General features: G+C 71.5%; 22 protein-coding genes and 1 pseudogene. 10 read left to right on the top strand and 13 right to left on the bottom strand.

From position 1 onward, the window contains the following. Positions 1–7: 7 nt before the first annotated feature. The 4 genes and pseudogenes from ENC19_RS25230 to ENC19_RS25220 all read right to left on the bottom strand — a co-directional run bounded on the left by ENC19_RS25230 (position 8) and on the right by ENC19_RS25220 (position 7,079). Positions 8–2,116 carry a prolyl oligopeptidase family serine peptidase gene (locus tag ENC19_RS25230; RefSeq protein WP_309246334.1) on the bottom strand — a complete coding sequence of 703 codons (2,109 nt, stop codon included), beginning with the start codon at positions 2,114–2,116 and terminating at the stop codon, positions 8–10. 99 nt (positions 2,117–2,215) lie between these two features. After that, positions 2,216–6,124, bottom strand: a complete 3,909-nt coding sequence (pglW, locus tag ENC19_RS25225; RefSeq protein ID WP_309246333.1) for a BREX system serine/threonine kinase PglW — start codon at positions 6,122–6,124, stop codon at positions 2,216–2,218. Further along, a pseudogene (locus ENC19_RS30635) lies at positions 6,067–6,369 on the bottom strand (nuclease-related domain-containing protein); the annotation flags it as partial. The pseudogene ENC19_RS30635 and the gene pglW, both read right to left, overlap by 58 nt. Before the next feature lie 287 nt (positions 6,370–6,656). Next, the gene (locus ENC19_RS25220) at positions 6,657–7,079 is read right to left on the bottom strand and encodes a hypothetical protein (protein ID WP_164449535.1); all 423 of its coding nucleotides are present in this window, start codon (positions 7,077–7,079) and stop codon (positions 6,657–6,659) included. A 3-nt stretch (positions 7,080–7,082) separates the two neighbouring features. On the opposite strand from ENC19_RS25220, the gene ENC19_RS25215 reads away from it, so the two are divergent. From ENC19_RS25215 to ENC19_RS25205, 3 genes are all read left to right on the top strand, one after another. Continuing rightward, a complete protein-coding gene (locus ENC19_RS25215; RefSeq protein WP_164449534.1) occupies positions 7,083–7,325 on the top strand; it encodes a hypothetical protein in 243 nt (80 codons plus the stop codon). Positions 7,326–7,573: 248 nt separating this feature from the next. Beyond that, on the top strand, positions 7,574–8,599 hold the full coding sequence (locus ENC19_RS25210; protein ID WP_164449533.1) for a hypothetical protein: 1,026 nt from the start codon (positions 7,574–7,576) through the stop codon (positions 8,597–8,599). 52 nt (positions 8,600–8,651) lie between these two features. Then, the gene (locus tag ENC19_RS25205) at positions 8,652–9,791 is read left to right on the top strand and encodes a site-2 protease family protein (RefSeq protein WP_164449532.1); all 1,140 of its coding nucleotides are present in this window, start codon (positions 8,652–8,654) and stop codon (positions 9,789–9,791) included. A 162-nt stretch (positions 9,792–9,953) separates the two neighbouring features. On the opposite strand, the gene ENC19_RS25200 is transcribed toward ENC19_RS25205, so the two are convergent. Then, positions 9,954–11,189 carry a D-arabinono-1,4-lactone oxidase gene (locus ENC19_RS25200; protein ID WP_164449531.1) on the bottom strand — a complete coding sequence of 412 codons (1,236 nt, stop codon included), beginning with the start codon at positions 11,187–11,189 and terminating at the stop codon, positions 9,954–9,956. Positions 11,190–11,248: 59 nt separating this feature from the next. Between ENC19_RS25200 and ENC19_RS25195 the strand changes: the two genes are divergently transcribed. Further along, positions 11,249–11,677 (top strand): hypothetical protein, encoded by a 429-nt coding sequence (locus ENC19_RS25195; RefSeq protein WP_164449530.1) that lies wholly within the window; start codon positions 11,249–11,251, stop codon positions 11,675–11,677. Between the two features lie 256 nt (positions 11,678–11,933). Here ENC19_RS25195 and ENC19_RS25190 read toward each other — a convergent pair whose 3' ends face one another. The 4 genes from ENC19_RS25190 to ENC19_RS25175 form a co-directional block, all read right to left on the bottom strand. Beyond that, a complete protein-coding gene (locus ENC19_RS25190; protein WP_164449529.1) occupies positions 11,934–12,863 on the bottom strand; it encodes an LLM class F420-dependent oxidoreductase in 930 nt (309 codons plus the stop codon). Between the two features lie 99 nt (positions 12,864–12,962). After that, positions 12,963–13,658, bottom strand: coding sequence for a hypothetical protein (locus ENC19_RS25185; RefSeq protein ID WP_164449528.1), 696 nt, complete (start codon positions 13,656–13,658; stop codon positions 12,963–12,965). Continuing rightward, positions 13,655–14,575, bottom strand: a complete 921-nt coding sequence (locus ENC19_RS25180) for an ABC transporter ATP-binding protein (protein ID WP_164449527.1) — start codon at positions 14,573–14,575, stop codon at positions 13,655–13,657. The genes ENC19_RS25185 and ENC19_RS25180 overlap by 4 nt, the downstream gene beginning before the upstream one ends. Further along, a complete protein-coding gene (locus ENC19_RS25175) occupies positions 14,572–14,946 on the bottom strand; it encodes a GntR family transcriptional regulator (protein ID WP_235945090.1) in 375 nt (124 codons plus the stop codon). Before ENC19_RS25175 ends, ENC19_RS25180 begins: the two co-directional genes overlap by 4 nt. A 137-nt stretch (positions 14,947–15,083) precedes the next feature. Here ENC19_RS25175 and ENC19_RS25170 point away from each other — a divergent pair, with 137 nt between their 5' ends. Genes ENC19_RS25170 through ENC19_RS25165 form a run of 3 tightly spaced genes read left to right on the top strand, consistent with a single transcriptional unit; the run spans position 15,084 to position 16,770 of the window. Beyond that, positions 15,084–15,527, top strand: a complete 444-nt coding sequence (locus ENC19_RS25170; RefSeq protein WP_235945089.1) for a sigma factor — start codon at positions 15,084–15,086, stop codon at positions 15,525–15,527. Further along, positions 15,482–15,610, top strand: coding sequence for a hypothetical protein (locus ENC19_RS31120; protein WP_268968090.1), 129 nt, complete (start codon positions 15,482–15,484; stop codon positions 15,608–15,610). The genes ENC19_RS25170 and ENC19_RS31120 overlap by 46 nt, the downstream gene beginning before the upstream one ends. After that, the gene (locus tag ENC19_RS25165; RefSeq protein WP_164449526.1) at positions 15,607–16,770 is read left to right on the top strand and encodes a hypothetical protein; all 1,164 of its coding nucleotides are present in this window, start codon (positions 15,607–15,609) and stop codon (positions 16,768–16,770) included. Before ENC19_RS31120 ends, ENC19_RS25165 begins: the two co-directional genes overlap by 4 nt. A 94-nt stretch (positions 16,771–16,864) precedes the next feature. Here ENC19_RS25165 and ENC19_RS25160 read toward each other — a convergent pair whose 3' ends face one another. Together ENC19_RS25160 and ENC19_RS25155 are read right to left on the bottom strand one after the other, a co-directional pair. Further along, positions 16,865–17,902, bottom strand: a complete 1,038-nt coding sequence (locus ENC19_RS25160) for a hypothetical protein (protein ID WP_164449525.1) — start codon at positions 17,900–17,902, stop codon at positions 16,865–16,867. Further along, on the bottom strand, positions 17,902–18,171 hold the full coding sequence (locus ENC19_RS25155) for a hypothetical protein (RefSeq protein ID WP_164449524.1): 270 nt from the start codon (positions 18,169–18,171) through the stop codon (positions 17,902–17,904). The genes ENC19_RS25160 and ENC19_RS25155 overlap by 1 nt, the downstream gene beginning before the upstream one ends. A 269-nt stretch (positions 18,172–18,440) precedes the next feature. Here ENC19_RS25155 and ENC19_RS25150 point away from each other — a divergent pair, with 269 nt between their 5' ends. The 3 genes from ENC19_RS25150 (at position 18,441) to ENC19_RS25140 (ending at position 20,844) form a co-directional block, all read left to right on the top strand. Beyond that, positions 18,441–18,803, top strand: a complete 363-nt coding sequence (locus ENC19_RS25150) for a YciI family protein (protein WP_164449523.1) — start codon at positions 18,441–18,443, stop codon at positions 18,801–18,803. Further along, positions 18,800–20,077, top strand: a complete 1,278-nt coding sequence (locus tag ENC19_RS25145; RefSeq protein ID WP_164449562.1) for an RNA polymerase sigma factor — start codon at positions 18,800–18,802, stop codon at positions 20,075–20,077. The genes ENC19_RS25150 and ENC19_RS25145 overlap by 4 nt, the downstream gene beginning before the upstream one ends. Positions 20,078–20,154: 77 nt before the next feature. Then, entirely contained in the window at positions 20,155–20,844 is a 690-nt protein-coding gene (locus tag ENC19_RS25140; RefSeq protein ID WP_164449522.1) for a dihydrofolate reductase family protein, read from the top strand. A 25-nt stretch (positions 20,845–20,869) separates the two neighbouring features. Here the strand turns inward: ENC19_RS25140 and ENC19_RS25135 are convergent, their stop codons facing one another. After that, a complete protein-coding gene (locus tag ENC19_RS25135) occupies positions 20,870–22,108 on the bottom strand; it encodes an acyl-CoA thioesterase/bile acid-CoA:amino acid N-acyltransferase family protein (RefSeq protein ID WP_164449521.1) in 1,239 nt (412 codons plus the stop codon). Between the two features lie 42 nt (positions 22,109–22,150). Continuing rightward, entirely contained in the window at positions 22,151–23,047 is an 897-nt protein-coding gene (locus ENC19_RS25130) for an aminoglycoside phosphotransferase family protein (RefSeq protein WP_164449561.1), read from the bottom strand. Between the last annotated feature and the right edge of the window lie 156 nt (positions 23,048–23,203).

The raw sequence follows: 23,203 nt of genomic DNA, 5'->3' as shown, positions 1-23,203 counted from the left end.
CCAGCTTTCAGCCTCGCGCTCGACCGCCCGGGACCGAGGTCTGTTCGTGCGGTCGGAGCGGTTGGCGCGGTAATCCGTCGGGTGACGGGGCCAGCCGCCGCCACAGGAACTCCAGTGACAGCGCCTCGATGAAGGCGCGCTGCTCGTTGTTGGCCGCCGCGCCGTGCCCGCCCTCCACGTTCTCGTAGTACGACACGTCGTGGCCGTGCTCGCGCAGCCGGGCGGTCATCTTCCGGGCGTGTCCGGGATGGACCCGGTCGTCGCGGGTCGAGGTGACGAACAGGACCGGCGGGTACCGCTCGGGACTGCGCACGTTGTGGTACGGCGAGTAGTCCCGCAGGAAGGCCCAGTCCTCCGCGACGTCCGGGTCGCCGTACTCGGCCATCCAGGAGGCGCCGGCCAGCAGCCGGTGGTAGCGACGCATGTCCAGCAGCGGGACGTTCGCGACGACGGCGCCGACGAGCGCCGGATGGCGGGTCAGCATCACCCCCATCAGCAGGCCACCGTTGCTGCCGCCCTCGATGCCCAGCATGGCCGGCGTGGTGATGCCCCTGCTCACCAGGTCGGTCGCCACGGCCGCGAAGTCCTCGAAGGCGCGGATTCGGTCGGCTCGCAGTGCGGCCCGGTGCCACCGCGGGCCGTACTCCCCGCCGCCCCGGATGTTCGCGACCACGTAGGTGCCGCCGTGGGCCAGCCACCCCCGGCCGACGATCCCGTCGTAGCCGGGGGTCAGCGACACCTCGAAGCCGCCATACCCGTGCAGCAGCGTCGGCCCGGCGGGCGCGGCCGGATCTCCGACCACGAAGTACGGCACCCGGGTGCCGTCGGCGGAGGTGGCGAAGAACTGGCGAACAGCCAGGCCGTCGGGGTCGAAGAACGCCGGTGCCCGCTTGAGCGTCTCGACGCCGCCGCCGACCCGTCCGAGCCGCAGCGTGGCCGGCTGGAGGAAGCCCTCCGAGGCGATCAGGTAAGCGTCGTCCCGGTCCGGATCCGTCTCCACGACGCAACTTTCCTGGTCCACCGGCACCCCGGGCAGCGGTTCACGCCGCCAGCCGCCCTCATCGGGGGTGAGCAGTTCCAATCGGCTGCGGACATCGGTGAGGGTGGTCAGGATCAAATGGTTGCGGGTCCAGGTGTACCCACTGAGCGAGGTCCGATCGTCCGGCTCGAAAAGCACGTCGAAATCCCGGTCACCCGCGAGAAAGCCGGTGAACCGGATCGCCAGCAGCCCACCCGCCGGGTGGGTCCGGTCGCCCACCTGCCACGGCGTACGCGGTCGGACCAGCAACCACTCCCGGTGTACGTCCCAGTCGGCGTCCTTGGGCACCGGGATCCGGATCCGCTCCCCCGCCCCGGTCAGCAGATAGCTCTCCGACCGGTAGAAATCCACGGTGCGCGTGACGAAGTCACGCTCGAACCCGGGCGTCAGGTCACGCCAGCCGTACGCCCCGATGTCGGTGGTGGACGCCTCGTAGACGATGTCGGCCTCGGTCAGCGGCGTGCCGCGCCGCCACCGGCGCACCACCCGTGGATACCCGGAGTCGGTGAGCGAACCCGGGCCGAGGTCGGTGCCGATCCATATGTGGTCGGCGTCGATCCAGCAGACATCGGTCTTCGCCTCGGCGACCGTGAACCCGCCGTCGACGAAGGTCCGATCAACCAGGTCGTACTCGCGTACCACCACCGCGTCCGCGCCGCCCCGGGACAGCCTGACCAGGCAGCGTCGGTGCTGCGGCGGCAGGGTCGCCACACCACCCCAGACCCAGTTCTCGCCCTCCCGTTCGGCCAGCGCGTCCAGGTCGAGCAGGACATCCCACTCCGGCTCAGGGCGGCGGTACTGGTCGAGCGTCGTACGCCGCCACAGCCCGCGTGGATGGGCGGCGTCCCGCCACAGGTCGTAGTAGAAGCCGTCGCCGCGCCACGCCGGGTACGGAATGCGGTCGTCCGCGTCGAGCACCTGCCGGATCTCGGCCTGACGGGCGGCGAACTGCGGGCCGGCGGTCAGCGCCGCGACGGTCTCGGCATTGCGCTCCCGGACCCACGTCGCCGCCTGCGGGCCATCCAGGTCTTCGAGCCAGAGGTACGGGTCGTCGCTGTCATCGGTCGAGATCGCCACCCTCGAACTATCGCCGACATCCGTGTCGGCACCCGACCCGCCGGCTGTCGACATGGCGACTCGGCTGATCGGCACCACCCGTCCGGCACGGCGGACTGATCAACTGACCCGGGTACGGGAGGCATCTGTCGCCTCGATCCAGTCCTCCGCGAGGTAGAGCGTCTGGCTTGCCGGAGAGGTCAGCGGAAGTTGCACACCGTCCAGCGCCGCCGACTCGGCGCGCCGGGTCGGCAGCAGCAGCAGTCGGGCCGCCGGCCGGGACCGGGTCGGATCGGCCAACTCCTGGAACAGTTCCAACTGCCCGTACCGGGCCAGCGGAGCCGCTTCAGTGATCAGCACGGGACCGTTGGCGGCGGTGATCGCGGTGCGCACCGCCGGCATCACCTGGTGCCGAACCAGATCGACAAGGCTGCGGAAGTCCGCGTCCTGTGCTGAACCGTTGTCGGCCGCCACGATCGCCTCCCACGGGAAGCCCAGCGAACGCAGCCGTTCCAGCAGGATCGCCGTGACGTCCACCTCGGTCAACGGCAGCCCGGTCAACAGGGCCCGGCGGGCCGGGCCGAGCCGACGCCAGGGTGCCAGCACCGCCAGGAAAGCGTGCCGTTGCAGCGCCGCAGCGAGCCGGTCGCCCACCTCGTCCACGGCGGTGAGCCTGAGCAACGGGGCATGGCTGGTGGCGGTGCGGGTGCCGGTGACCGATGCCGGCACACTCACCGGGCCGTAGACCCGATCCTGCGGATGCCAGGTCAGTGGCACCTCAGCCGTGGCCAGCAGGCTGGTGAGCGCCGGGCGTCCAGGGAGTTGCTCGGCGCGGGGGAAGCGGCTCTGCACCCGGTCACGGAGCTGCCGTTCGCTGAGCCGCTGGCCGATGAGGGTGCCCGTCGACAGCCGTAGCGCCCGTTCCGCCGGCATGCCCACCGGGTAGAGCTGGCCCTGCGCGTTGACGTCCACCCGGTCGTTGCTGCCGATCGCCGCCAGTTGCAGCAACCGCAGGTCGGCCGCGGGCGGCATGCCCGGCGGTACGGGTAGCCGGCGTAGTTCCTCGACGGCCCGTTGCCGGGTCGGCAGCGGCTCACCGTCGGCTTGGCGCTGAGTCGACAGCCGGTCAGCGGCAGTCAGGTCGACCGCCCGCCCGCCCAGCGTCACCACGTACTCAAGGAAGTCGGCCGCGGTGACGTCGGACGCTGGATCGTCGGGCTCCCGGCCCACCAGGACGAGCCCGGTCGGGCGCTGGCGCTGGATCGCCACCCGAGCGTTGCCACCCGTGCTCAGCTCGGCCTCGACGGCCGCCCGGACCAGCCCGATCGCCTGCGGCAGCCGCTTCGGGCCGGAGGTGTAGGACCCGCGGGCGGCCATCAGCGCCTCGGCCAGTTCCGCAGCGGACATCACGCCACCCCGAACGTCGAGCAGGGCGACGATCTCATTGCGGACCGCGTCCAACGCCGGCTCGTCCAGCCATACCTTCGCCTGCGCGGCGAGCAGCTTGGAGATCTGCGGTTGGCTACGCCCGATGATCCGGGCCACCTCGGTCTGTGCCGGCCAGCACAGGAACGTTCCCTCGTCGGTCGGAGCCTGCCCCAGCAGCACGGCCAGCGCGCGGTGGTTGCGCGACTTGGGACCGGGTAGCAGGGTGGCGCAGAGCGCCTCCACCCCCTGGGCCAGCGGCCGGTCATCCGTGACCGTGGGCGCGGTGCCGCCCGGCACGACCGTGCGCAGCGCTCGGGCCTTGGCGAGGATCTCCTTGCGGGTCGCGTCAGGCACCCCCTTGGCCCGGGTCAGTACCGACGGCTCCGCGTCGAGCAGATCCCCGACGGTGACCAGGCCGAGCCGTTCCAGCGCCGACCGGGCCCGGTCGGTCAACTCGGCGGCGGCCAGCGGCGACTCCCGGGTCAGCCCCGGTACAGCCGGACCGCCCGGTGCCGCCTTCGGGATCCGCTGGAAGATGGCCCGCCAGGCGTCGGTCATCTCGTCGACGGTGTCGAAGCGAGCTGCCGCATCGCGGGCCAGCGCCCGCCGGAAGAACTCCACCAACCGGTCGGCGACGGCCGGGTCGAACGCCGAGGCTTCCAGGGTCACCTCATCACGGATCGCCACCGGGTTGGCGTTGTCGCCCCAGCGCGGCAGGGTGCCCGTCGCCATCTCGTAGAGCACCACGGCCGCGGCGAAACGTTCCGCCGCCGCGTCGTAGCGCAGCCGGCGCGGCGGCCCGAGGAACGGATCCAGGTAGCCGACGGTTCCCGCAGTGATCCGGTCGGCGGATGTGTCGGCCAGCGAGAAGTCGAAGACGCACAGGTGCGGCTGCTTGTCCTTGGGGCGGGGTCGGGCGGCCAGGTTCGCCGGCTTCAGGTCGCGGTGCCAGACACCCTGGCTGTCGAGGTAGTTGACGATGTCGAGCAGGTCCCGCCCGTACCGCTCCAGCAGGTCCAGCGCGAGCCGGCCACCGCGCAGTTCCTCGGCGAGGGTCTGCCGGCCGGCGCTCTCCAGCAGCAGGGCGGTCCGCCCGCCGACCCGGACCGGCCCGTCGACCAGCGCCGCTACCTGGGGATGTTTCAAACCCGCGAGGGTACGCGCTTCCGCGGCCAGCCGTTCCTCGTGCTGCTCGTCGCGGGCCACCTTCAGCACCAGGTCGTCCGAGTCCTCCGGGCGGCGCACCAGCAGGGCGAGGGCGGTTGCACCGGAGCCCAGCCGATCCTTGACCTCCAGGTCACCGTCCAGGATGTCGCCACGGTGCGCCGAAAGTGGATCCGTCACTGGCTCTGGCTCGGGAGCGGTCAACTCCTCCCACACCTTCTCCAACCCGTCGCGGATAGCCGAGACGCTGGAGAGCCGCTGCGCAGGGTCGCCGCGCGTCGCGTCGTACACGAGTGTGACGAGGGTGTGCGGCATGCCGTCGACGACGGCGTCCAGGTGCAGGCCGCTGTCCCGAACCGCGGCGACCAGTTCCTCCGGGCTCGCCGCTGGGGCCGTACCGGCGAGAATCCGGTAGGCCGTCGCACCTACCGAAAACACGTCGAGCTGGTGCCCGGGCAGCTTGGCGGCGTTCTCCGCCTCCGGTGCCTGGTAGCAACGGACCTCGTCGTCGAAGAACAGCCCCAGGCTGGCCGGGTCGCTGGACGGTCCCAGCCGGGTCAACTCGGTGCTGCCCGTCAGCCGGCCACCCGTCTGCCAGTCGGTCACCACCAGGGCCGGTCGGGGCCCGTCCGGATCGGCCACATAGATCGCCCGGGGCGAGAGCGCCCGGTGCGCCAACCGGCGTGAGTGCGCGTAGTCGATGATCTCGGCGAGATCCTGCACCAGTTGCAGCCGCTGGGCGAGGGTCAACGAATCCCCGCGCCGCAGCAGCCACTGATCGAAACGCACCCAGTCCTGCTTGTGCTCGAAGACGACCGCCGGTCCCCAGGCATGCTCGACCAGGTCGTGTGCTCGGGCCACGCCGGGATGGTGGATGCCCTGGAGCAGGCGGAACTCCCGCTCGGCCGCCTTGCGGATCGCCGGCACCTCGTGCTCCGCCGCCCGGCTGGTGAGGTAGAAACGCACCCGCCGCACCAACAAGGTGTCCATCACATGCCCGCCGAGAAAGTCCTGCCAACCGAGGCCCTCGGCGAACGGCTTCGGATGCAGCAGCAGCTGCCCGACCTTCCGGTCCGCCACCGACGGGCGGATCTTGGCGCCCCGGACCAGTTCGACGATCTGCCGACCCCGGGACCCGTCGACCCGATGCGTCGGGTTGCGCGGCGACGCGAGCAGGAGCTGTTTGAGGCCGGGCAGTCCGCTGTCGTGCCCTTCGAGGCCGTAGACGTGCTGCCTGCCGATGGTGTCCAGCCCTCGGCGTTCATGTTCCGGGCGTGTAGAAACACTGCCGCGCCGACGTACGGCGCCTCGGCCTCGCGGCCCTGCTGCCGGGCGTAGTAGCGGATCAGGCTGGCCAGCCGCTTGGCCTTGCGGTTGGCCAGGATGTACGGGTTGTCCTCCGGAGTGAGGCGGTGGTTTCCCACCCGCCGCACCCACTGCGTACCGTCGCCACGGATCTCGCCATGCCAGTGCTTGAGTTCGAGCACATAGAGCCCGCTGGCGGTGAGCACGAGTGCGTCGATCTCATTGATGGAGCCATCGGTGCCGACGAACTCGACGTTCGCCCACACGTGGTACGGGTCGGCATCCGGCAGATAGCTGGCCAACTCGCGTAGACCGTCCTGCTCGTGGACGTGGGAGCTGGCGTTGATCTGCTCCCAGCGCGGCGAATCCTCACGCATGCGCCGACTCCTCCACCCCGTCCGGCAACCACCCGGCTCAGCCTTCGCACCTTACCGGTCACACGTCCGCGCAGCGCACAACCCACGTCAGCTTCAGAGCGACAACACTTTCCGCACTTGAACGAACACTTTCTGCTTCATAGACTCGCACCTACGCGCTTTCCCGCCCCCTCCGGGAGGTCGCATTGGGCACATCGACTCGACTACCCGGCCCGACGGGTGGTGGCTGGGCCAGTGCGAAGCGCAGCCTCAGCCGCTGGACCCCGCACCCGCAGAGCCAACCCGAGTCACTCGTCGAGGACGACCGCCGGAAGGCCGAGCGAACGGCGGAGAAGTTCCGAGACGCGCTGCGCGATGCGCTCCGCGAGGACCCGGAGCGATTCGGCATCCAGGGTTCCGCAAAGGCGAGCGGAGAGCGTCTCGTCGCCGTGTTGGACGACCTGCGCCAGTCGGACCCAGCCCTGCTCCGGGGCATCGCGGATCACCCCTGCCTCACTCCGGCCGACGAGTTCGTTCGCCGATTCGTCGCCGAGGTCGGCGGCGACGGCCGACTGGTTGTCGACGCAGCCACCCGCCGCGCCGCGCGCCGCGTGGCCGAGCGGCTGGTGGATGACGACGGCCCGCTCGCCGACCCGCTGCGACCAGGAGGCATCAACGGTGAGCTGTTCTGTGCCCTCTACCGGTCCTTCTTCGGGGATCTGGTCGGCCAATTCGTGCACATCCTGATCGCCGAGAACGTCAAACTCGCACTGCCGGTGCTGGCGCTCGACCCCACCGACACGGTGGCCGGCTTCGTCGCCGACCAGATCGTCAAGATCCTGCCTGATCCCTGTGCGGTGGCGAGCGCACGCCAGCCCGAACAGCCACGCCTCGTCGATACCGCCCGGGACCTGCTCGCGGAAACCGTCGCGGAGGCGCTGGGCCTGGGCGACTCAGGTATGGAGCTGGCAGCATGAGCCCCGCCAGGTTCGCTTACCAGTACCCGAGCAGGACGCGGCTCTCAGGTCCAGGTCGACCGACGGGTCTTGACCCACAACTGCTGTTATCTGCTGATCGTCGACTTCAGCAGCTCGCCGAGGTTCCCGGCGACCGACCAGGCTGGGCTCAGGACCTGGTCCAGATCGCGCGGGCTGTCTACCTGGCGGACAAGCTGTCGTCGCGGGCACTCTCCGACGACGGCTGGACCCGACACATCGAGCTCTCGGTGGAGGTCGTGGAGCCGGATCGGTGGACTGAACGGACGCTCGTGCTCTTGTCCCGGCTGTTGGAGGCTTTGTCCTCGGACCGCTGGACCATCGGCGTTCGTGCCGGGGCCGTTCGGTGGCCGCATCAGGGCCGAATGCTTTCGGCCCCGCAGGTGCAGGAGGTCGCGCTGTTCTCCGGCGGCCTGGATTCCACGGCATACGCGGTCGAGCGTTCCACGGCGGCTGCGGGCGGCCTTCTGCTCGTCTCGTACTACGAACCGCACTGGGGAAGTCACCAGGACGTCGTAATGGCGGCCGTCCGGAGGGCAGCATCACGGCGCATCCAGCAGTTCAAGGCGTCACAACAGGTACGCGCCCCTCATGTCGAACTGGAGAAGTCGGCACGCACGCGAGGGCTGTTGTACATGGCGACCGCCGTCTATCTGGCGGCGGTACACGATATCCCGAACATCGCCGTACCGGAGAATGGTCAACTGGCCATGAACCCGGCGCTGACCCCCGCTCGGGCCGCTGCCTGCTCGACCCGCTCGGTGCATCCCGGCACGCTGAGCCTTCTCAACGAACTGATCCGGGCGGTCGGAGGTACGACAAGCCTCATCAACCCATACCTGCACCTCACCAAGGGTGAGGTATGTCAACGGGCGTTGCGAGCAGGGCTGGATGGCGCGACGCTCACCAACGCCACTGTCAGCTGTGGTCGCCCACCCAGAGATCGGCCGGATCCACACTGCGGATGCTGCTACCCCTGCCTGGTACGACACTCCGGTCTGCTCACCGCGCTCGGAATCGACGAAACGCCGTACGTGAAAGACGTGTGGGCCATGGCGGACCGGCTAGCTGCGACCGATGACCGGCGGGCGTTGCAACGCTGGCTGAGCAAGCCGTTTGGCGTGCGTGATCTCTTCACCGACATTCCCGTACCGGAGAGTTCCGACCTGACCGCGCTTGTTGACGTCGTGCAGCGCGGCCGTACGGAACTGGCGCGGATGTTCGCCCGGCACAGGAAACCGATCAGGGCAGCCTAAGCGTGACGTTCGGCCCTGGCATGGGCACGGGCTGCCGGGGTATGACCGACACATGAGGGCGAGTTTCCGGCTCGGCCGGATCGTGGGCGTACCGGTGGGGGTCAACTGGAGTGTCCTGGTCATCTTCGCGCTGATCTGGTGGGGGCTGTCGGCGAATCTGTTCCCCGAGTCGTACCCGGATCGGTCCGTGGTCGCGTACCTGCTGGCCGGGTTGACCGCCGCGGTGGTCTTCTTCCTCGGCCTGCTCGCCCACGAGGTGTCCCATGCGGTGGTGGCCAAGCGCAACGGCCTGGGCGTGCAGGGGATCACCCTGTGGCTGTTCGGCGGGGTCGCCGAGCTGCGCGGCGAGGCCCGCTCCCCCGGTGCCGAGCTGCGCATCTCCGGGATCGGCCCGCTGGTCAGTCTGATCATCGGCGTCTTCTTCGGTGCCATCGCGACGCTGCTCGCGCTGGCCGGGGTGCAGGGGTTGCTGCTGGGCGTGATGGCCTGGCTCGGCGGCATCAACCTGCTGCTGGCCGTGTTCAACATCCTGCCGGCGGCACCGCTGGACGGCGGGCGGCTGCTGCGAGCGGCCGTCTGGAAGGCCACCGGCGACCGGACCCGCGCCACGGTGGTGGCGGCCCGGGCCGGCTGGATCCTCGGCCTGGCACTCATCGGGTTCGGGCTGTGGCGGTTCCTCACCGGCACCGGTGTCGGCGGGTTGTGGCTGGCGTTGATCGGCTGGTTTCTGATCGGCGCGGCCACCATGGAGGAGCGGCAGGCCAGGGTGGGTGACGCGCTGCGCGGCGTCCGGGTCGCCGACGTGATGACCCCGCAGCCGCAGACCGCGTCGGGCGAGCTGACGGTGGCCGACTTCGTGGACAACTACCTCTTCGCGTACCGGCACACGGCGCTGCCGCTGATCGAGGACGGCCGGCCCGTCGGGCTGGTCACCCTCGACCGGGTCCGCGGCGTGCCGTCCGGCGAGCGAGGCAGCACCACCCTGGCGGCGGTGGCCTGCCGCGCCGACGACCTGGTGCTCGCCTCCCCCGACGAGCCGCTGACCGACCTGCTGCCCCGGCTCAGCGAGTGCGCCGACGGCCGGGCGCTGGTGGTCACCGACGGCCGCCTGGTCGGCATCGTCTCCCCCAGCGACATCAGCCGCGCCGTGCAGCGCAGCAGCATGCGCGACCAGCTCACCACCGGCCGCTGACCGCCGACTGCGCTGACTCAGTCACGAGCGCGACGTCAGCCACCGCCAGCGTCACGACGGCGGGCATGTGCATGCCGACGGCCTCAGCGCTCCTGGGCACACCCTAGTTCGATGTCCGGGCACGTCCACCGGGCCGCGCCGCGCCGGTACGACGGGTCGTGGTCAGCGGGGGAACAGGTGGTCGAGTTCCTCGGTGCGGAACGTGCCCTCGGGGTCGAGGCGGGCCACCAGCGCGGCGAAGTCGGCCCAGCGGGGATAGGTCGCGGCGATCTTCCCGGTCGGCATGGTGAAGACCTTGCCCCAGTGCGGCCGGGGCGCGAACGGGGCCAGCGCCCGCTCGACCTCGGCGAGGACCGGTAGTACCGCCGCGGCGTCGGCGATCCAGGTGAAGTGCACCGCCAGGCTGTCGCGGTCGTACTGCGGGCTGAGCCACAGCTCGTCGGCGGCGACGGTGCGCAGCTCGCTGGTCTGCGCGACCGGGGCGATCAGGTGCGCCACCTGGTCCAGCGCGGCGAGCGCCTCGCCGGCCAGCGCGCGGGGCAGGTGGTACTCGGACTGCAACTCGTCGCCGTTGCTCGGCGTGAAGCCGAGCCGGAAGTGCGGCAGCCGCTCGTGCCAGGGACCGGGCACGCCGAGCTGCTGGGTGCAGTTGACCACCGGCATGCCGGGCACCGGATGCCAGGGCCGGTCGGCCGCCGTGGTGCCGAGCCAGTCCGCCGGGGGCTCCGGCTGGTCCGCGAGCTGCTTGCACCAGACCTGGGTGCCGCGCGTGGAGCGCCAGTCGGTGAAGACACTGACGCTGTACGCCGAGGCGAGCGCCTCGTCCAGCGCCTCGCGGGGCAGGTCGAGGCGGACGTACTGGCGTATCTCGAAGGTGGGCACCACGTCCAGGGTGAGCCGGGTGACGATGCCCAGCGCGCCGAGGGAGACCACCATGCCGGCGAACTCGGGGTCGGTACGGTCCACGGTGCGCAGCTCACCGGCGCCGGTGACCAGTTCCAGCCCGGCGACTGCGGTGGCCAGGTTGCCGACGGTTTCGCCGGAGCCGTGGGTGCCGGTGGCGACCGCGCCGGCCACCGAGATGTGCGGCAGCGAGGCGAGGTTGGCCAGCGCGTAACCCCGCTCGTACAGCCAGGTGGCCAGGTCGCCGTAGCGCAGCGCGGCCGGTACGTGCACCACCCGCCGCTGCTCGTCCAGTTGCGGGTTCGCCGGCAGTCCGGCCAACGTGACCAGGTCTCCGGTGGTGTCGCCGAGCCGGTTGAAGGAGTGTCCGCTGCCCACCGCCCGCAGCCGATCGCTGCCGGCGACCAGTTCCCGCAGCTCGTCCACGGACGACGGCCGATGGAACGCACGGGCTGCGTACTCGACGTTGCCGGCCCAGTTGCGGTGCGTCGACACTTCCGACCCCCTCTGCCCGCCGGCGGTTACCGCCGGCTCCGTCGGGGAACCCTACGCCGATGAGCAGCTACCGTGATCCCGCCCCTCGTGGCGACGTGTACCCCTCCGAGGAGGAGATCGACCCGGCCGGCAACGGCGTGGAGCCGGCCACCGGTCCCGCCGGCACCGTCGACGGCTCCGCGGTCACCTGGTCCGCTGCCGGGCCGTGGGCGAGCCAGCCGGACCCACAGCCCAGCCCCACCCCGGAGCCGGTGCCGGAGCCGCCGCCCGCCCCCGGACCACCGCCCCGGGTCGACGCCGGCGCCCGGTCGATCGTGACCCGGCACATGGACGGTTCGGTCCAGGTGGTCACCGATTTCGACGGCGACGGCGTGGCCGACCAGGTGCAGTTCGACCTCGACGGCGACGGGCTCCCGGACGTCACCTACCTCGACCGCGACCGGGACGGCCAGCTCGACACCGTGCTGCGCGAGGAGCACCGGGTCTGACCCGCCGCCGTCCCGGTGCCCGGCGGGCCCGGCCGCAGGCTCGCCCCGGCTCGCCCGGGCGGGCGGCATCTGGACGAGATCGACTCCGGTTGCGGCATGCCGGTGTCTCCAAGGCGGCTGACACCCCGGCTTGCCGCAATCGGAGCCGCCCCGCCCGCCCGAGCCGCCCCGCCCGCTCCGAGCCGCCCGCACGCTCCGAGCCGCCCCGCACGCACGGAGTCGGCCGCGTCCCACGGAGTCGCCCGCGTCGGCCCGGTCAGAGCTGCCGCATCACCTCGGTGGCGACCAGGTCCAGGTGGTCCAGGTCGGTCAGGTCGAGGACCTGGAGGTAGAGGCGCTGGCTGCCGATCTCCGCGTACCGGCCGATGGTGTCGACGACCTCGGCGGGCGTGCCGGCGAGGCCGTTGGCGCGCAACTCGTCCGGTTCCCGGCCGATCGCGGCGGCCCGTCGCGCCACCTCGGCGTCGTCCTTGCCGCAGCAGAGCACCAACGCGTTGGACCAGGTCAGCTCGGCCGGGTCGCGGCCGATGTCGGCGCAGGCGGCGCGGACCCGCGCGAACTGGGCCACCGTCTCGTCGATCGAGACGAACGGCAGATTGAACTCGTCGGCGTAGCGGGCGGCGAGCTGCGGCGTACGCTTCGCGCCCTTGCCACCGAGCAGGATCGGCGGGTGCGGGCGCTGCACCGGCTTGGGCAGCGCGGGCGAGTCGACCACCTGGTAGTGGCGGCCGGTGAAGTCGAACGTCTCGCCCGACGGGGTGCGCCACAGACCGGTGATCATTGCGAGCTGCTCGTCCAGCCGGTCGAACCGCTCCCCCAGCGGCGGGAACGGGATCCCGTACGCCTGGTGCTCGGCGTCGTACCAGCCGGTGCCGATGCCCAGCTCGACCCGCCCGCCGCTCATCTGGTCAACCTGCGCGACGGTGATCGCGAGCGGGCCGGGCAGCCGGAACGTCGCGGCGCTCATCAGCGTGCCGAGCCGGATGGACCGGGTGTCCCGGGCCAGCCCGGCCAGCGTCGTCCAGGCGTCGGTGGGTCCGGGCTCGCCGCTCACCGATCCCATCTTCAGGTAGTGGTCCGAGCGGAAGAAGGCGCCGAAGCCGGTCTCCTCGGCACGACGGGCCACGGCGAGCAGGTCGTCGTAGCTGGCACCCTGCTGAGGTTCGGTGAAGATCCGCAGTTCCATGGTTCGAGCATAGGTAAGCGGCAGGTGTGCCGCTTACCTCGTGCCATGGCGCGTCGACGGCCGACGTCCGCCCCGCCTCGGACGCCGGCCGGTCGACGGTCAGGGGGTCGCGCGTCGGATGGTCAGGTAGCTGAGACCGGCGAGGAGCAGGGTGAGCAGCGCCGGCCAGCCGACCAGCAGGGCCCACCCGGGCTGGTCGGCGAACCAGCCGCCGATCGCCGACCACCAGCCCCGCCAGGTGGCGAGCACGACGAGCCCGCCGATTGCGGCCAACGCGACGGTGCTCAGCATCAGCAGGCCGTTGACGCCCCAGCGCTTGAAGACCAGCGCGATCGCGATGCCGATGAAGCCGAGCAGCAGGAACGGGATCGCGAAGGCGAGGAACCGCAGCACCGGATGCTCGACCAGCGGGAAGGGCACGCCGAAGAAGCGCAGGTTGACGCCCCACCCGTCGGTGGCTTCTTCGATCACTGCGAGCAGGTAGAGCACCGCCGCGTAGCTGATCGCCTGCCCGGCGAAGTGGATCACGTTGCCGAGGTAGAAGCTGCGGCGGGAGACGCCGAGCCCGAGCGCGAACGGGAACTCCTGGGTGATCGCGTTGATGCTGGCGACGAACATCACGACGTAGATGCTCATCAGCCCACCGGTGGTCGGCTCGAAGTCGTCGTTCTCGTTCATCGCGCTGAACAGCGCCAGGTTGATGGAGAAACTGAGCGCGAGGATCCCCCAGGGCCAGCCGACCACACTGCGCCAGCCGACGAACTGTAGACGGGCCACGGTCAGGGCGCGGTTCATCGGACGGCCTCCTTGTCGGCCGCGGCGGTGCTACCGGCCGCGTGTCCGTTGTGCGAGGTGGTCAGGCGTACGACGATGTCCTGGAGCGAGGACGCTTCGAGGTCGAGACCCAGCGACCGGGCGCGGTCGTGCGCGGCCGGGCCGAAGTCGCCGCGTACGGTGGCCCGGGCCGTGCCGCCGAGCGAGGCCCGGTGCAGTTCGGTGCCGGTACGGGTGAACTCGTCCACCGCCGCGACCGGGCCGGAGACGGTGACCACCTGGCCGCGCAGGGCCTCCGCCTCGACGTCGAGCAGGAGCCGGCCCTGGTCGATCAGCAGGACGTGCTCGATCAGGTCGCTGACCTCGTCGATGAGATGGGTCGACAGCACGATGGTGCGGGGATGTTCGGCGTAGTCGGCCAGCAGGTGGTCGTAGAAGAGTTGCCGGGCCACGGCGTCCAGGCCCAGGTAGGGCTCGTCGAAGAAGGTGAGTGGGGCGCGTGAGGCGAGCCCGACGACGATGCCGAGCGCGGAGAGCATGCCTCGGGAGAGCTTGCGGACGTTGCGCCCGCGCGGCAACTGGAACACGTCGACCAGCCGCTGGGCGAGTTCCTCGTCCCAGCCTGGATACACCAGGCGGGCCGCCCGCAGGACGTGCGTGACCCGCAGGTGCGACGGGTAGGTCTGGCTCTCCTTGATAAAGGAGATCCGGGAGAGCACCTGTTCGTTCTCGTACGGGTGCTGCCCGAAGACGCTGACCTCGCCGCTGGTGGCGAAGTTCTGCGCGGTGAGGATCTGCATCAGGGTGGTCTTGCCGGCCCCGTTGCGTCCCAGCAGGCCGTGGATCCGATGCTCGGCAAGGGAGAAGCTGACCCCGTCCAGCGCGGTGACTCCCCGGTACCGCTTGGTCAGCTCGGTGACGGTGACGACCGCGCTCATCGGCCCTCCTCCCAAGTGTCGATCATGCTCTTGAGTTCGGCCGGTTCGATGCCGAGCTTGCGCGCCTCGGTCAGCAGCGGCCGGACGTACTGTCGGGCGAACTCGTCGCGGCGCCGGCCGCGGAGCTTCGCCCGGGCGCCGGGAGAGACGAACATGCCGATTCCTCGCTTCTTGTAGAGAGTTCCGTCGTCGACCAGCTTGTTGACCCCCTTGGCGGCGGTCGCGGGGTTGATCCGGTGGAAGGCGGCCAGCTCGTTGGTCGAGGGCACCTGGCTCTCCTCGGCGAGCGTCCCGTCCAGGATCGAGTTCTCCAGCAGCTCCGCGATCTGGAGGAAGATCGGCCGGCCGTCCTCCATCACGTCCTCCACCATCCCCAGTCGCCACACTGGTTGGCTGGTTCATTACTCATGTAATTAACCATGCAACCTGAACGGCGTCGCTGTCAAGGGACGGGTGACGGCGTTAACCTTCCGGCCCGACCGACGCGTCTACCTGTCGGGAGGTACGCATGACCGACAGGTACCCGGCACCACCGGAGGGCTTCGCCGACTTCGTGACGGCCCGGTCCGCCGCGCTGCTGCGCTCCGCCTGGCTGCTCACCGGAGACGCCGGCCGCGCCGAGGACCTGCTCCAGACCGTGCTGGCCGGGGCGTGGCGACGCTGGTCGACCGTGGTCGCGGCCGGGCACCCCGAGGCGTACCTGCGGCGGGCCCTGTTCACCACCTACGTCTCCTGGTGGCGGCGCCGGTGGCGGGCCGAGTTCCCGGCCGCCACGCCACCGGAGGACACCGGACCCAGTGACCTGGCCCGCGAGTCCGCCGACCGGGACGCGGTCCGCCGGGCGCTGGCCCGGCTCAGCCGCCAGCAGCGGGCGATCGTGGTGCTGCGCTACGTCGAGGACCCTCCGTGGAACGGACCGCCCAGGTGCTGGGCTGTTCGCCGAACACGGTGAAGGTGCAGTCGTCGCGTGCCCTGCGCAGCCTGCGTACCGATCCGGACCTGAGCCTGTTCACCAACCGGGAGGTCGTACCGTGACCCGCGACGACGAAGACATCCGAGGACTGCTCGCCGGGGCCGTACCACCGCTGGCCGCACCGCCGGACCGGGTGGCCGAGGTCGGCGTCCGGGTACGCCGGCACCGCCGCCGGATGGCCGGCGGCGCGGCGGCGGCGGTCGCGCTGACCGTCGGCCTGGGCGTGGGCCTGCCGGCGCTTGTGGCCGGTCCCGGACGCGACGACGTCATCCCACTCGTCACCCCCGGCCCGCGCGGTGACGCCAACTGCCCGACCGACCTCGTCGGGCGTCCGGACCTGGCGTCCGTACGCTACGGCGACGACGAGCCGCTGGTGCCGACCGGCGCGGTGGAGATCACCAGCTGCCAGGTTCCGGTCGGTGGCGGACTCCGCCCGGCGGACCGGATCGGCCCCCGGACCCTCACCACCGGCGTCGACGAGATCGTCCGGCTGCTCAACGCCCAGCCACCGACCCAGCAGGACGGTCGAGGTCGACCTCGACCGGACGGCGACTTCGCGTGTGCCCTGATGGCGCGCTACGAGGAGACCGTCCTGGTGCTGCGCTACCCGGACCGGGACCCGGTCACGGTCTGGACGGACGCCAACTGCGGAGTCGCGGTCACCGCCACCCACGGCCGGGGAGCGGACTTCGGGGTGCTCAGGGCGTTCCTCGACAGGTACCGGGCGCAACTGGCCACGACCACCGACCCGGCCACCGTCACCACCCCGGCCTGCGTGGACACCTTTCCCATCGAGCGGATGCGGAAGAACTCCGAGGACTACCCGCTGGATCGGATCAGGCTGAACAACAGCGCCACGTACCCGATCCTGCCGACCCGGCTGATCGAGGTCACCGCCTGCCGGTACGAGGTGCGCGGCGACACCGGCGAGCTGGTCGGGCAGCAGCGGCGGCGCGCCGGGGCGGACGAGGTACGGGCCGTACTCAACCAGGCGTTCGACAGGTCGGCGAAGGGCAGCGACTGCGGCGACTGGCCGGACTACCAGGAGCCCAGTGTCTTCGACACGCTGACCGTGGCCGACGCCACCGGCGAGACTGCCGAGTTCTGGATCCGGCACGAGCCGTGCCGCAGCGCCCGCCACGCCTACAGCTCCAGCCGGCAGCTCAGCGCGCAACTGCTGGCGGCCGTCACGGACCTGCTCGGCCAGCCGCCGTCGCGGTGAGCCGGTGACCCGGGTCGGACCTGACGGGGGTCGGCCCGCCGCGTACGCCGACCCGGTCCGGCAGTCACGCCGGACCGGGCCGGCGTACCGGAACTCAGCCGTACGGCGGCCGGGCGTACGCGGCCCGCAGCGCGGCCAGCCCGGTCGACTTCGGGCTGAGGGTGCCCCAGCCGGAGTTGAAGTAGTTCGTCCGGGCGATCAGCGGGCCGCGCTCGGCGTTGAGCTGGGCGATGGCCGGCGGCACGGTGGCGATCCAGGCCGCCTGGTCGGGAATCTCGATGACCCGTACGCCCCACTCGGCGATGAGCACCGGACGGGACAACGCGACCGGACCCAGATCGGCCACCGCCCAGTCCTTGGTGCGCCGGAACCGTTCCAGCGCGGTGTGGCTGGCATGTGTGGCGTAGACGTTCCACTGGAGGTAGTCCAGCCGGGTCATCAACGCCTCCGGGTGGGTGCGCCGGAAGCAGTCCCGGTTGAAGCCGCCGACCCCGACCGAGAAGGTGCTGCCCTGCGGCAGCCCCTTGGCCTGGAACCAGTTGACGATGTACGTCACCGCCTGCACCGCCCGGGCGTCCGACTCGGCCCAGGTGTACGCCTTGCCGGCCTCCGTGGTGCCGAACTCGTGATCGGTGTCCAGCTCGGAGGCGAGCTGGATGTTCACCCCGAAGCCCATCGTCCGGTACTGCGACAGCGCCCGGGCGAACAACCCGTCGCACTGCCCGGCGATGACCTGGCCGTAGCCGTACGCCTTCGGCCAGACCGCGCCGGGCCGCTGCTGGATGGTCATCGCCGGAGCGGGCACGGTGTACCGCACCCCGTCCACGGTGAAGGTCTGCGGCCCGGTGTCGGGCGCGCCGTAGTGCTTCAGTTCGAGCACCATGTTGATCTGCACCCCGGCCCGCCCCAGAGTGATCAGCCAGGGTCGCTCGTAGCCGGGAAAGATGTAGGCGTCGGCGAAGCTGCGGTACTGGGTCAGCGACCGGAAGTTGCCGCGGGTGATGTCGGCCGTCGGATCCGCACCACCGGAGAGGTAGTAGCCGCCCAGCACCGGCGGCAGCACGGTGTAGGCGACGCTGGCGGTGGCGGTCCGACTGGCGGAGTCGCGCACGGTGACGGTCACCCGTGGCATCACGCCACCGCCCGGAAGACGGCCACCGCGCCGTCGTCGGAGACCCGGGACCAGGTACGCCCCGAGTCGTCGGCGACGGTGACGGTGAGCGGGTCGATCACGGCGGTCACCGAGACTGGGGCGCTGCGGTTGCCCTGCGCGTCGGCCACCGTGACCGTCACGGTGAGCCGCTGGTGGTCCGCGTCGCCGTAGTTGACCGTCAGCAGCATCTGCTCGCCCGGTGAGTAGGTGGTGGGGTTCATCGAGGCGTTGGCGGTGGGAGCGGCCATGGCAGCTCCTTCCTGGCTTGGTCGTCGCGACCAGTGGTGCAACACCCTCGGTGCGGCTGGTCGGCGACGGCGGGCCGGAGCCGGGCGGCGCGGCGGCGCGCCCCGGCGTTTCCGTGCTGGCGGCCGGCGGGACGTCACGGCCCCGACCCGGCCGGAGGATCGGATGTGGCCCGCCATCCGCAGCCTCGCTACCTGCTACAACAATGCGTCGGGGCAGGCCGCGCCGTCCTGTCCGTTTCCGGACATATCGACTCTTATGGAGGCGAGACATGAAGTACCTGATGTTGATCTACGGCAACGAGGAGATCTGGGGCAGCCTGCCGGACGGCGACCTGGCCACGTTGATCGGTGAGGTGGACGCCTTCACCGGGGCACTGCGTGCCTCCGGCGAGCTGGTCGACGTGCAGGGGTTGGAGACACGTCCCCGGTCGGTGCGGATCGTCGCCGACACTCCGGTGGTCACCGACGGGCCGTACCTGGAAGCCAAGGAGTACGTCGGGTCGTACCTCGTGGTGGACGTCGAAGACGAGCAGCGGGCAGTGGAGATCGCCCGTGGCTATCCGGGTCTGCGGTTCGGCACCGCCAGCGGCGGCCTGGAGATCTGGCCGCTGATGACCGGGCCGGACCACTGAGCCTCGACGAGGCCACCGTCGACCTGCTGCGCCGGCTCGCGCCGCAGGTGCTGGCCACCCTCGTGCGTCGGTACGGCGACTTCGGTCGGGCCGAGGACGCCGTGCAGGAGGCGCTCGTCGACGCCGTGGAGAGGTGGCCGCTCGACGGCGTCCCCGAGCAACCGTCGGGCTGGCTGCACACGGTCGCCGCCCGCCGCTACGTCGACCTGGTGCGCACCGAGGTCGCCCGCACCCGCCGCGAGCGTACGGCGCTGGACCTCACCCCCCGCGACACGCTTGTCGCCCCACCGCCCGACGCCGTGCCACCCCGGGACGACCTGCTGGAGCTGTTCCTGCTCTGCTGTCATCCGGTGCTGCCCGCGCCCGCGCAGCTGGCACTGACCCTGCGTGCGGTGGGTGGGCTCACCACCGCCGAGGTCGCCGCCGCCTTCCTGGTGTCGGAGCGGACGATGGGGCAACGGATCTCGCGGGCGAAACTGCGCCTGCGGGAGGCGGGTGCCCGGTTCGCACCGCCACCGACGGCGGAACGCCAGGCCCGGCTGGCCGTCGTACGCCAGGTGCTGTACCTGATGTTCAACGAGGGATACAGCGCAAGCAGCGGCCCTCAACTGCGCCGCGCCGACCTGACCGGGCAGGCGCTGCGGTTGACGCGCCGGCTGCACGAGCAACTGCCCGACGACGCCGAGACGACCGGCCTGCTGGCGTTGATGCTGCTCACCGAGGCCCGTGCGGCGGCCAGGGTCGACCGGAACGGCGATCTGGTGCCGCTGGCGGAGCAGGACCGCCAGGTGTGGGACCAGGTGGCGATCGCCGAGGGTTGCGCACTTGTCGAACGGAGTCTGGCCGTCACGCCACCGGGGCCGTACCGGGTCCAGGCCGCCATCGCGGCGGTGCACGCCGAGGCGCCGAGCGCCGAGGCCACCGACTGGCCCCAGGTGCTCGCGCTGTACGAGGTGCTGGAGCACCTCGCACCCAACCCGGTGGTCACGCTGAACCGGGCGGTGGCGGTGGGCATGGTGCACGGGCCCGTCGCCGGGCTGGCCCTGCTCTGCGAGGTGGAGTCGGGGCCGTTGGCCGGGCACCACCGACTGCACGCCGTCCGCGCCCACCTGCTGGAACTCGCCGACGACCGGCCCGCCGCGGCCGCGCAGTGGCGGGCAGCGGCGCAGCACGCCGGCAGCGACCCCGAGCGGCGGTACCTGCTGCGCCGAGCCGCCACCGCGAGTGACCCGGACCGTCCACCATGTGAACCAGGTCACCTTCGGGGTCGGTAGAAGCGTGCCGTACCGCTCCGATCCACAGGTGGATCGGCACCCACGGTGGGTGCCGTCGCACCCGGGAGGAACAGCACATGACGAAGGTGACCGCCCAACTGTCGGTGTCGCTGGACGGCTGCTACGCCGGCCCGCAGCACGACGGCGTTGGCGACTGGCTGCGGTCGGCGGAGAGCCACGGCTTCTTCCGGGTGACCCGGTGGGCCACCGAGGCGATGGCGTGGCGCGAACGGCAGGGTTTCGCCGGCGGCCGGCACGACGCCGACTCCGAGATCATCGCCGAGTCGTTTGCCGCGGCCGGCGCGTACGTGATGGGTCGCCGGATGGCCGACGGCGGCGAGGTGCCGTGGGGCGACGAACCACCGTTCCGCGCTCCGGTCTTCGTGGTGACCCACCGGCCCCGCCCGACGTTGCACCGCCAGGGTGGCACCAGCTTCACCTACGTCACCGACGGGCTGGCCAGTGCGGTGGCCCAGGCCCGGGCCGCAGCCGGTGACCGGAACGTCGCGGTGGCCGGCGGGGGCAGCCTGGTCCGGCAGGTGCTGCGGGCGGGTCTGCTCGACGAACTGGAGTTGCACGTGGTGCCGGTCGTCCTCGGTGCCGGGCTCCGACTCTTCGACGACCTGGCTCTCGACGACTTCGAGGCGATCGAGCTGACCCCCGAACGGGTACTCGCCAGCCCGCACGTCACCCACGTCCGGTACGCGGTGCGGGGTCGCGCCCCGCTGGTCCTCGACGACCGCGGCCGCGGCACCGGCACCCCGTAGGCCGTGCCGTCGGCCGGTGGCGCCGTCAGCGGGTGGCGAGGAAGCTGAGCACCTCGGACCACCCGTCGCGGCGGGCGGCGGCGTCACCGGCCCGGGAGCCGCCGTGGATCTGCTCGCCGGTGCGGCCCTGGTGCACCGTCTTCGACGGCAGGTACGGGAAGGTGCCCACGCCGTGACCGGCCTCCGGGTAGAGCAGCACCCGGTGGGGTGGACCACCGAGGGCCAGCACCAGCTCGGCGGCGTAGGTCGGCGCGTCCCAGAGCAGGTCGTCCGCCCCGGCGATGGCCAGTACCGGTCCGTCGATCCGGTCGACGGGTATCGGGCCGCTCGGTACCGGCCGGCCACGGTAGGTCCAGGCGGGCGCTCCGGTGTACGGGTAGCCGAGGTGGACGATGCTGCTCGGGGCGTAGGCGACGACGGCGCCTACCAGGTCAGGGCGCTGTTGCGCCAGCAGCAACGCGGCCTCGGTGCCGCGCGAGTAGCTCATCACCGCCACCTCGCCACCGGAGTGCGAGGCGAGACGTTCGGCGGCGGTGACGAAGTACTCCAGCGGGATGTCGTGCAGGCTGTCCGGCAGCCCCGGCGCGCCGAAGTAGCCCAGGCACAGCACCGGGTGCCCGCGGGAGGCGAGCAGCGGCGCGTCGTACAGCCCGCCGACGCCGCCCTCCGAGCCACCGAACCACAACACCCCGCGCCGTCGCGGCACGTCCGGCGGCGGCAGGACGAGCAACCCGTGAACCCCGTCGGCCGCCCGGGTCAGCTCGGTGAAGGAGACCCGACCCGCCGTCCAGTCCCGTCGCACGGTGACGGTGGCGGGCGCCCGCCCGCCACCCGAGGCCGACAGCCGAACCGGGAAGTCACGCCGTACGTGCGGCCAGACCGGTGCGAAGTAGGAGGCGTCGCCGTCCAGCGGATCCATCGACCAGAACAGACCCATCGGGTCGACACCCGAGTAGGAGCCGTGCACCGGTGCGTCCCGCGACACGTCCACCACACCGTCGGCGTCGGCCACGAACGTCGCCGCCGCGCGCCACCGCCGCCCCGCGTGATCCCGGGCCTCGGCGACGATCTCGGCACGTTCCCTCGCGGCCAGCCCACTCACCCGTACCCGCAGCGGCTGGTCGACGAGCGCCACGGCCGGCGTCACGTCCAGCCGCAGGCGCGGCGCGCCGCCCCTGCCCCGATCGCCGACGAGGAGGGTCGCGACCACCAGCCCCACCAGGACGGCGGGCAGGATCCGGGACGTTCTCGACCAACGCGGCATCGATCACACCGTATGTGCGGCTGTCCACCCCCACGACGGGTGCTATTCGGCGAGGATCGCACGGAGGCGGGCCCGGCATTCGGCCACGAACGCCGGGTAGCTGTGCTGGTAGTACGCGATGCCGCTGGCGGCCACGGCGATCGCCCAGGCGCGGGCGCGTAGCCAGGTGGAGTCGTCCACGTCGACGGCGTCGCGGTAGGCGTGGCGGGCCTCGGGCGGCAGATCCCACACCGGGGCGTACTCGGCGTCGGGCAGGCCGACCGACAGGCCACCGAAGTCGATGACCGCGTGCAGTCTGCCGTGTCGGACCAGGAGGTTCGTGGGCCTGAGATCGCCGTGCAGCCACACCTGCGGTCCGGACGGTTCGGGCCGGGCGAGCCCCGCCTGCCACATCCGTTCCAGGGTGTCGACGTCGATCTGCGCGCCGACGATGGTCCGGCAGTCGGCGAGGGCTCGGCCGATCCAGTCGGCACAGGGCCGCAGGTGTCCGCCCCGGTACCAGCTCAGGTCGCCCGTACCGGTCGCCCCCATGAGGTCGACGCCGTGCAGCTCCCGCACCACCCCCGCCAGGTCGGTGCCGAAGGCCGCCCAGTCCGAGACGGTCTGCGGCCCCGCCTCCTCGCCGTCGATCCACCGGTAGACCGACCAGGGAAGCGGGAAGGCGCTGGTGGGAACGCCGGTGTGCAGCGGTTCCGGGATCCGGAAGCCGAGCCGGGGGGCCAGCCGGGGCAGCCAGCGCTGTTCCTTGCGCAGCGACGGCGCCTTCTCGGCGGTGCGCGGCAGCCGTACGAGCAGGTCGGCGCCGAGGCGGTACATCGTGTTGTCGGTGCCCGCGCCCGCCAGGGACAGCGGCAGATGCGCCCACTGTGGACATTGCTGCGTCACCAACGCACTGACGACATCCTCGTCGACCGGAATCTCACCCTGGTGCAGCGGCACACCGAGATCCTCGCGCCGGACGCGCGGGTGGGCCACCCAATTCTCGACGCTGCGGGCGGCGTCGCCGGCCACCCGGTCGGACCGGTGCCGGGCACCCGTCCCGTCGGTTGTAGGCAAGCCGACTGTGACCTTGACCGATACCCGGAACAGTGGAAA

Source organism: Verrucosispora sioxanthis (genome assembly GCF_010560025.1).
Classification (GTDB): domain Bacteria; phylum Actinomycetota; class Actinomycetes; order Mycobacteriales; family Micromonosporaceae; genus Micromonospora; species Micromonospora palythoicola.
Note: the sequence above shows the minus strand (reverse complement) of the source record. Positions and strands in the feature narration are given on the sequence as shown.